The 7,598-nt window shown below is 71.7% G+C and carries 8 protein-coding genes; 2 read left to right on the top strand and 6 right to left on the bottom strand.

Translation table 11 applies throughout. The features are described from left to right. Positions 1-121: 121 nt before the first annotated feature. The 4 genes from L1785_RS10990 to L1785_RS10975 all read right to left on the bottom strand — a co-directional run bounded on the left by L1785_RS10990 (position 122) and on the right by L1785_RS10975 (position 4,055). A complete protein-coding gene (locus L1785_RS10990; RefSeq protein ID WP_236089308.1) occupies positions 122-1,918 on the bottom strand; it encodes a P-loop NTPase fold protein in 1,797 nt (598 codons plus the stop codon). 67 nt (positions 1,919-1,985) lie between these two features. Then, positions 1,986-2,897: a prolipoprotein diacylglyceryl transferase gene (gene lgt, locus L1785_RS10985; protein WP_372461856.1), complete on the bottom strand. Its 912-nt coding sequence runs from the start codon at positions 2,895-2,897 to the stop codon at positions 1,986-1,988. A 25-nt stretch (positions 2,898-2,922) separates the two neighbouring features. After that, positions 2,923-3,549, bottom strand: a complete 627-nt coding sequence (locus tag L1785_RS10980; protein WP_236089306.1) for an ATP-binding protein — start codon at positions 3,547-3,549, stop codon at positions 2,923-2,925. Positions 3,550-3,578: 29 nt separating this feature from the next. Further along, positions 3,579-4,055, bottom strand: coding sequence for a MarR family winged helix-turn-helix transcriptional regulator (locus tag L1785_RS10975; RefSeq protein ID WP_236089305.1), 477 nt, complete (start codon positions 4,053-4,055; stop codon positions 3,579-3,581). A gap of 59 nt (positions 4,056-4,114) precedes the next feature. On the opposite strand from L1785_RS10975, the gene L1785_RS10970 reads away from it, so the two are divergent. Further along, positions 4,115-4,474, top strand: a complete 360-nt coding sequence (locus tag L1785_RS10970; RefSeq protein WP_236089304.1) for a VOC family protein — start codon at positions 4,115-4,117, stop codon at positions 4,472-4,474. Here the strand turns inward: L1785_RS10970 and L1785_RS10965 are convergent. Then, positions 4,458-5,135 carry a GAF and ANTAR domain-containing protein gene (locus L1785_RS10965; RefSeq protein ID WP_236089303.1) on the bottom strand — a complete coding sequence of 226 codons (678 nt, stop codon included), beginning with the start codon at positions 5,133-5,135 and terminating at the stop codon, positions 4,458-4,460. The genes L1785_RS10970 and L1785_RS10965 overlap by 17 nt on opposite strands. A gap of 290 nt (positions 5,136-5,425) precedes the next feature. On the opposite strand from L1785_RS10965, the gene L1785_RS10960 reads away from it, so the two are divergent. Then, the gene (locus L1785_RS10960; RefSeq protein ID WP_236089302.1) at positions 5,426-6,922 is read left to right on the top strand and encodes a high affinity choline transporter 1; all 1,497 of its coding nucleotides are present in this window, start codon (positions 5,426-5,428) and stop codon (positions 6,920-6,922) included. 29 nt (positions 6,923-6,951) lie between these two features. Here L1785_RS10960 and L1785_RS10955 read toward each other — a convergent pair whose 3' ends face one another. Beyond that, on the bottom strand, positions 6,952-7,551 hold the full coding sequence (locus L1785_RS10955; RefSeq protein ID WP_236089301.1) for a TetR/AcrR family transcriptional regulator: 600 nt from the start codon (positions 7,549-7,551) through the stop codon (positions 6,952-6,954). Between the last annotated feature and the right edge of the window lie 47 nt (positions 7,552-7,598).

Here is a 7,598-nt window from a genome sequence, read left to right as displayed (position 1 = left end):
TGCTGCGTAGGGTGGGGTTCACCGTCTAGGCGCGAGTTCCACCGCCGTGCGGCCGCCCGCCCGACCTCGGGAGGGCGGCCGCTCTTGGCGCGACCGTTCGGCCGACCGTTCGTCCACCAGGTCAGTGCCGCTCCGTCGTGTGGAAGCTGAACCGCGCCACCTCGCGCGCCCACGCGCGGTAGCTGCCCACCTCGGCCGGGACTCCTGCGGCGACTGCGCGCTCCGCGACGCCGTGCATCCGCCTCCAGGCCGCGCACGTGGCGCACCGCTCGTGGCTTGCGGCCGCGTGCTGGCCGCCCAGGGCCTCGATCACGGCGGCGAGGTGCGCCGCGTCGGCCCGGTCATCGAGCTCGCCGAGAAGCTGCGCGGTCTGCTCGGGCGCGCCCACGAGCAGGGCAAGCAGGAGGGCGGCGGGCCGCGGGTCGCCGTCGGGCCCGGTCGCGTACCGGACCAGCTGGTACAGCGTGAGCAGCTTCTTCGCCGCCCGCGGCGTGGTCACGGCCTCGCACACCAGCGCCAGGAGGTCCGCCTCCTGAGCGTTCAGGGTGGCCGACGGCGGACGTCCGGCCGGGGCGTCGTCGTCGCCCGGGCCAAGGGCCAGGTCATGCGGTAGGAGACCCTGGTCGGCGGCGGTCCGCAGGAGGTAGCGGCCGCTGACCGGAGGCACGAGGCGGGGGAGCGCGTAGGGCACCCGGAAGAGGGCGTCGAGGTGGTCGAGCGCCCCGGCCGCGCTGCCCTCCAGGTGCGTGGCTGCCGCGACGTCGCGTTCGAGCGCGTGCCGCAGGGTCCGTGGGTCGGCGGCGACCACGATGACGAACAGGCTCGTCGACAGCAGCAGCGTGAGGGCCTGCAGCACGTCGACGACCCGGTCGGGCGGGCATCGGTCGAGGTCGTCGACGTGGAGCACGATCCGCTCGACCCGGCCGTCGGCGTCGGTGTCGCCCGGGCGTCGCAGGTACTCCTCGGCCTGGGCGAGCTGGTCGGCGAACGTCCCGAGATCGTCCCGCAGGTTTCCGACGAACCCGTGGGCGCGCTCCAGGCGGCCCTGGTGGTCCTCGTCGTGCAGGAGGGTGGACAGGCCGTCGATGGCGTCCTCGGCGTCGAGCTCGGCGAGCCGCGCCTCCGCCTTGGCGCTCTCCTGGTCGAAGGTGACCTGGACGAGCTGCGCCAGCGTGCCGACCATGCCGGTGCGCAGCGGGTCCAGCTCGGCCACGCGGCTGCGGTAGCCCGCGACGAGCGCCGTCAGCGCCGCCACGACGCCCGACGAGGCGAGCAACCCTCTGACCCAGGTGCCTGACTCGGCGTACAAGGTTGCGACCTCGGGCTCGACGACGGGCAGGAGCGCCGGCCCGGCGACGAGCAGCACGGCGACCACGAGCACGACGGCGAGCGGCAGCGCCCGGCGCCACCCGCTTCGGAACAGCGCCCACGGCAGCAGGAGGAGCACCCGGGCCTGGTGCAGGACGGTGCCGAGAACGCTCGCGTCCTCGGCGGCCTCGATCCGGTGGTCGAGCCGGACGGCCCGCGCACGCATGCGCTCGGCTCGGTTCGTCGTCGCGGTGCGACGCCGGGCCCGCAGCCGGGCGTCGAGGGGCCCGCGACGGCGTGCGGTCACGTCCTCGCCGCGCAGCGCGGCGACGACCTTCTTGACGATCCCGACCATCACGGAGGTCTCGCCGTGCGCCCATGCGTTCCACCGGACGACCCGCACCGACGCCACAGCCTCTGGGTCGCCCGAGGCGGCCCGCGCCTCGACCTGCGCCTGCAGGCGCCGCAGGAACGCGGACTTGCCGCCTCCCCACTCGCCCAGGACGGCTATGGCGTACGACGGCGGCGCCGTGCGCGCCGTGACAAGGTGCGCCAAGGCCTCGACATGGGGCCGCAGCCCGAGGTCGTCGCGCACGCCGGTCGAAGTCACGAATCCTCCTGAGCTGGACATCAGGGACGCACGCTAGCGCACCGCCCGGGTGCGCCCCGCCGTCGGCTCAGGAATCCGTCGCGGGCGCCTCTGCGTCGTCCGAACGCTCCGGCCCAGGCACCGGTTCTCTGCCCGGGAGGTGCACCGAGCCCTCGGGTTCCGGGTGCCGGCGCCCCTGCACGAGGAAGATCACGAGGCCCAGCGTGATCACCAGGACGGACGTCCAGAGGTTGGCCGGGATGCCCAGCCACGAACCACTGGTGGGGTCGATGCGGATCAGCTCCAGCCAGCTGCGGCCGAGCCCGTACCAGACCAGGTAGAGCCCGAAGAGCCGCCCCCAGCGCAGCCCGAACCGGCGGTCCAGGGCCAGCAGCACCATCGCCCCGGCGACGTTCCAGACCATCTCGTAGAGGAACAGCGGGTGGAACACCGTGCCGGCAGGCGTGTCGTCGGGGAACATCGGCGCGTTCGCGTCGATCTCCAGGCCCCACGGCAACGTCGTCGGGCGCCCGAACAGCTCCTGGTTCACGTAGTTGCCCAGACGGCCCACGGCCTGCGCCACGAGCAGGCCCGGGGCCAGCGCATCGGCGAAGGACGCCAGGCGGATACCCGCCCGCCGGCACCCGATCCACGCACCGACCGCACCACCGATCAGCGACCCGTACAGCGCGTTGCCACCGTCCCAGATCCGCACCACGTCCCACAGGTCGGCGCCGGCGTAGAAGTAGTCGTCCGGATGGGTCAGGACGTGGTAGATCCGCGCGCCGACCAGGCCGAGCGGTATCGCCCAGATCGCAATGTCGATCACGACGCCGTCAGGCCCGCCACGAGGCGACAGCCGCCGCTGCGTGATCACGACCGCCGCCGCCATCCCGGCGAGGAGGCACAGCGCGTACACGTGGATGGTGAGCGGACCCAGGTGGATCGCGGACCACTCCAGGGGCGGGCTGGGAATGCCTGTCGTCAACGTCGTCCGCATGGCTGCCATCTCACCTGTCGTCATCTCATTCGTCGCCGTCGGCCAGGTGGACGACGACCTGGAGCATCTGGCCGCCGAACGCCCCGGCCACTCGCCGCAGCTGGTCGGGCCCCAGGCTTGTCAGGGGCACGAGCGTACGGTCGGGAAGGAACGTCACGGTGGTGCCCGTCGAGCCGTCCGCCGGGACCGGGTCGAGCCCGGTGACCGGTACGCCGCGCTCGTAGGCCTGCGTCCAGGCGCCGTCCGCACGGCGGTTCAGGTGGACCAGCCGGGTGCTGAGCGCGGCGACCACGGACATGCCGCGGCGCGCGACGCCGTCGGGCAGGACGGGCGGTTCGGGGGTGTCGAAGAACCGGACGTCGCGGGTGGCCATGATCGGCTTGCGTACGGCGCGGCCGCCGTCCGGGCGGGTGTCCGTGCCTCGCCCGTCGTCGGCGACCGAGACGGTCCCGTCGCGATGGTGCGTGACGACGGCGCGGCCACCACCGCGCGCCTCGGCCTCCTCGGCGGCATAGGCGAGCACCTCGAGCACCAGGTGCGCGAGGTCCGGCGCGAGCGTCGACGCCCGGGCGCGGATGTCTGCGAGGTGGTCGTGATCCACCGTCGCCGACCAGTCATGGGTGACGGTCTTCCACGAGCCGCGTGAGGTCACCCCCAGAGGATAACCAGCAGCGGGACCGGTTACAGGGACGGTCCGCCGGGACCGTTCGCGTCCGGGTCGGCGAGACCCGTGATGCACTCGTGGAGACCCGATCGGAGCGAGTCTTCCTGCGCAGCGGTGAGAGCCGAGAGCATCTGCTGCTCCACCGCCCTGACGAGCACGCTGGCCTGATGATGCAGCTCTCGCCCTGCTTCGGTGAGCTCCGCCGGCCTGGCACGTCCCGTTGCCGCCGTGGTCGGACGGGTGAGCAGGCCGCGCTTCTCCAGGCCCCGCAGCACGAGATTCATCGACTGCCGGGTGACGAAAGCCCCGCGCGCCAGCTCGGCGTTCGAGAGCTCCTCGCGTTGGTGCAGCAGCTCCAGGCAGGAGTACTGGGGAACGCTCAGCTCCAAGGCACGCAGCTCTGCGTCCATGGCGCCACGCAGGGCCGACGCGGCCTGCTTGAGCAGGTATCCCACCGACTCATCCAGTCGTCCGACCACCTCGACTTGACTCATGTCAATATTCTGACACAGAATCCATGTCAACAACCTGACACACCAGAACGGGAACCATCATGACTGTCACCGGACCTTCCTTCGTCGCCCTGCAGGTGCGGGACGTCGAGCGCGCCGCCGCGTTCTACGAGCAGAACCTGGGACTGCACCGCGCGCCCACGGCGCCGCCGCACGCGGTGGTTTTCACCACCGAGACGGTCGCTTTCGCCGTGCGGGAGCCTCTGCCGGGCGTGGACCTGGACGCGGGCGATCCCGGCCTCGGCGTGGCCCTCTGGATGAAGGCGGACGACGCGCAGTCGCTGCACGATCGGCTCGTCAAGGGAGGCGTCACGATCGCCGTGCCGCCCTTCGACGGTCCGTTCGGTCTGACCTTCGCCTTCAAGGATCTCGACGGCTACACCGTCACGATCCACGGCTGAGCGGCGCGGCCCCGGGCCCTTCGTCGGGGACCACGAGCGCCCGCAGGATCGTCTCGGCGACCTCCCGCCGGGTCACCGAGCGGTTCCGGGCGGCGGAGTCGAGGATGCGGCGGGCATCCTCCTCGGTGCACTGGTTGGTCTGCATGATGGCGCCCACCGCGCGCTCGGTGGCGATCGTCTCGGACATCGTCCGGTAGACGCCGATTGCGGCGTCCTCGACCTCGGCCAGCTCGAACCGCAGCCGCACCGCTGATGCGGTCAGGTGGGCGTAGGCGTCCGCCGCGGTGAGCAGCTCGGCCGTCCACGGGTCCGCGGAGCGCGAGTAGAGGTTCAGCGCGACCGCGACGCCAGGGGTCACCAGTGCCGGCACGGCGAGCGCGGACGTGAATCCCTCCTCGGCGGCCTTCGTGCGCCAGGCCTCCCAGCGCGACTCCGATGCGATCTCGGGAACGATCTGGGCGACGACCTGATCCATCGCGTCGATGCACGGTCCGGCGCCGGCCATCGCCTCGACCTGGTCGCACCGGGCCGCGGCGTCGGTGCTGCTGCCCGCACGTACCGTCAGGCCGTGCTGGCGGACCGTGATGCTCGCCTCGATCTTGGAACCGAGAACCGTGGCGGCCCGGATGGCGAACTCGTGCGGGTAGCTCGAGATGGCCATGGCATCCGTCCACTTCTGGTCGGCCGTCGCGGCGACCGACCGTGTCAGCGAGTGGCGGTCCGAGACCGCCCGGACTCCACACGGTACGCCGCCTGCCCCACCACGCACGGCCAGGCTGTCGGGCCCCTGCCTCGCGCCGCTCGGGTGCTCGGGGGCCGCCAGTTTCGGCCGGTTTTAACAGAAACGTGTCATCCAGGCGAGGCTGGCCGTAACACGTGTGCGGCTCAATGGTGAGCAATATCTGTCGGTCGACCGAAATGCGGCCGGCAGTACCGACCCCAGGAGCCCTCATGATCATCACCGGAGTCGCGCTCTCCGTCGCGCTGGTGCTCGCCGTCGGCATCGCGGTGGCCCGCAAGATCGATGGAGACAGTGCCAACTACCTCGTGGCCGGCCGGCAGCTCGGCGTTCCTCTCGTCGCCGTCGCCCTCACCACCGCGGCGGTGGACAGCAATGCCACCGTCGGCAACACCGACCTCTCCTCGGCGTACGGCTTCTGGGCCGGCGCCTCCCTCGCGATCGGCCTGGCGATCTGTCTCACCATCACCGGTCTCTTCCTCGCCAAGCCGATGAACCGCATGGGCCTGTTCACCCTGGGTGACTTCTTCGCCCGCCGCTACAACCGCCGCGTCGAGGTCACGGCCTCGCTGCTCATGGTCTTCGCGTTCACCATCCTGCTGGCGGGCAACCTGGTCGGGATGGGCTTCCTGGTGGAGTACTTCACCGGTATGCCGTACGCCGTCGGGGTCGTCCTCGCCGTGGCGCTGATCCTTGCCTACACGATCGGTGGCGGGCTCTTCTCCGACGCGTACGCGGCCGTGATCCAGGCCGCCATCACCGTGGTTGCCACGCTCGTGCTCTTCGTCTGGGTGGCCGGCACCTACGGCATTCACATCCCGGCCGGGCTCGGTCCCTTCGACCTCGGCCAGCTGACCGACCCCGGCCAGGGCGCGCCGATCAACTGGGCGACGCTCGTGTCCCTGGGAGTGGGCGACCTGGTCGCCATCGACTTCATGCAGCGGATCTTCGCTGCGCGCACGCCGCAGGCGGCCCAGCGGGCCTGCTTCATCGGTGCGGGCGCGACCACCGTGATCGGTGTCGCCTGGTCACTCATCGCCCTGACCGCCTCCTCGCAGCTCGGGCTCGTGCTCGACGACGGTCCCGTCATCTTCCAGCTGCTCGACGGCTACGCGCCCGCCCTCGTGGCCGTCCTGGTCCTGTCCGGCATCGTGGCCGCCTCGTTCTCCACCGCCTCCGGCGCCATCCTGGCCACCTCCGCCGTGGCGGTGCGCAACATCGCCGGCGTGAAGCGCGAGGTGGCGCCCGGCCACCACGACCCGCTCCTGCGCTGGACGCGCGTCGCGATGCTCCCGGTCGTGGTCATCGGTGCCTTCCTGGCCGTGCGCGTCAGCCAGACCGGGATCCTGCTCACCCTGGCCTTCGACCTGATGCTGGCCTGCCTCGTCGCGCCGTTCCTGCTCGGCCTGTTCTGGCGGGGCGCGACCTCCACCGCCGCGCTCGTCGGCACCGGGGTCGGTCTTGTGGTCCGGCTCGTCTTCCTGGTGCTCACCCCGACGCTGTACGGCATCCCCAACGACCTGCTCTACTTCGACAACCAGGTCTTCGGGGCCGGGTTCGACGGCTGGGCGACGCTGGTGGCCGCTGCGGCCGGCATCGTCGCCTTCGTCCTCACGGCCCTGGTGACCCGCCCGCACGAGAGCGAGGAGGCCGATCTCGCCCTCCTCGACCGGACGGAGGTCCTCGAGCCCGAGCTCGAGGTCGGCTGAACCGGGTCATGCCCGGCTGACGGGCGGGCTCAGGCCTGCACGATGCGGAGGGCGGCATCGGCGATCCTGGTCGCGATGTCGTCCTCCAGCATGTGCGGTTCGTTGCGGCGCCGCAGGATGAGGCTCTCCACCAGCCCCAGCACGAGGCTGGCGGCCGGGTGTGCGTCCTCCAGGCTGGAGCCCTGGCAGGCCGCGACCAGCTCCCGGTAGGTCTCGAAGAGGCGCTGCCGCTCTGCGTGAAAGGGGGCGAAGCGCTCGTCGCCGAGCTCGGGAAGCAGGTAGAGCGAGCCGAGGTTCTCCTCGCCGGACGCGAGGAGCCGGGCGTCGTACGCCACCAGCTTGCGCAACCGGTCCGTCGGCGGCTCCGGGCTGGCGGCCAGCTGCTCGGCGTACTCCACGGACGGGCGCACCGTCTCGAGCAGGAGGGCGAGGAGGATCTCGTGCTTGCCCGCGAAGTAGTGGTACATCGTGGCCTGGGAGATGCCGGCGGCACGTGCGATCGCGTAGGTGCTCGTGCTGCCGTAGCCCTCGGTGCAGAAGAGCCGGCCGGCGGCCACCAGGATGTCCTGCTCGGTGGTGAGCCCCGAGGTCGAGGGGCCCGAGGCCCGGGGTCGTCCACGCGCAGCCATGCCGCTGAATCTAACAGCCGCCCTGAGGAGGGGCTGCGGATCCTCGG

The organism is Antribacter soli (assembly GCF_021568775.1).
GTDB lineage: Bacteria > Actinomycetota > Actinomycetes > Actinomycetales > Cellulomonadaceae > Antribacter > Antribacter soli.
This window is presented reverse-complemented; position numbering and strand designations above follow the sequence as displayed.

What these genes read in the sequence shown, in the direction of transcription:
- lgt (WP_372461856.1), bottom strand. Translation starts at nt 2,897, where the DNA reads ATGCGGACGACGTTGACGACAGGCATTCCCAGCCCGCCCCTGGAGTGG.
- L1785_RS10960 (WP_236089302.1), top strand. Translation starts at nt 5,426, where the DNA reads ATGATCATCACCGGAGTCGCGCTCTCCGTCGCGCTGGTGCTCGCCGTC.
- L1785_RS10955 (WP_236089301.1), bottom strand. Translation starts at nt 7,551, where the DNA reads ATGGCTGCGCGTGGACGACCCCGGGCCTCGGGCCCCTCGACCTCGGGG.
- L1785_RS10970 (WP_236089304.1), top strand. Translation starts at nt 4,115, where the DNA reads ATGACTGTCACCGGACCTTCCTTCGTCGCCCTGCAGGTGCGGGACGTC.
- L1785_RS10975 (WP_236089305.1), bottom strand. Translation starts at nt 4,055, where the DNA reads ATGAGTCAAGTCGAGGTGGTCGGACGACTGGATGAGTCGGTGGGATAC.
- L1785_RS10965 (WP_236089303.1), bottom strand. Translation starts at nt 5,135, where the DNA reads ATGGCCATCTCGAGCTACCCGCACGAGTTCGCCATCCGGGCCGCCACG.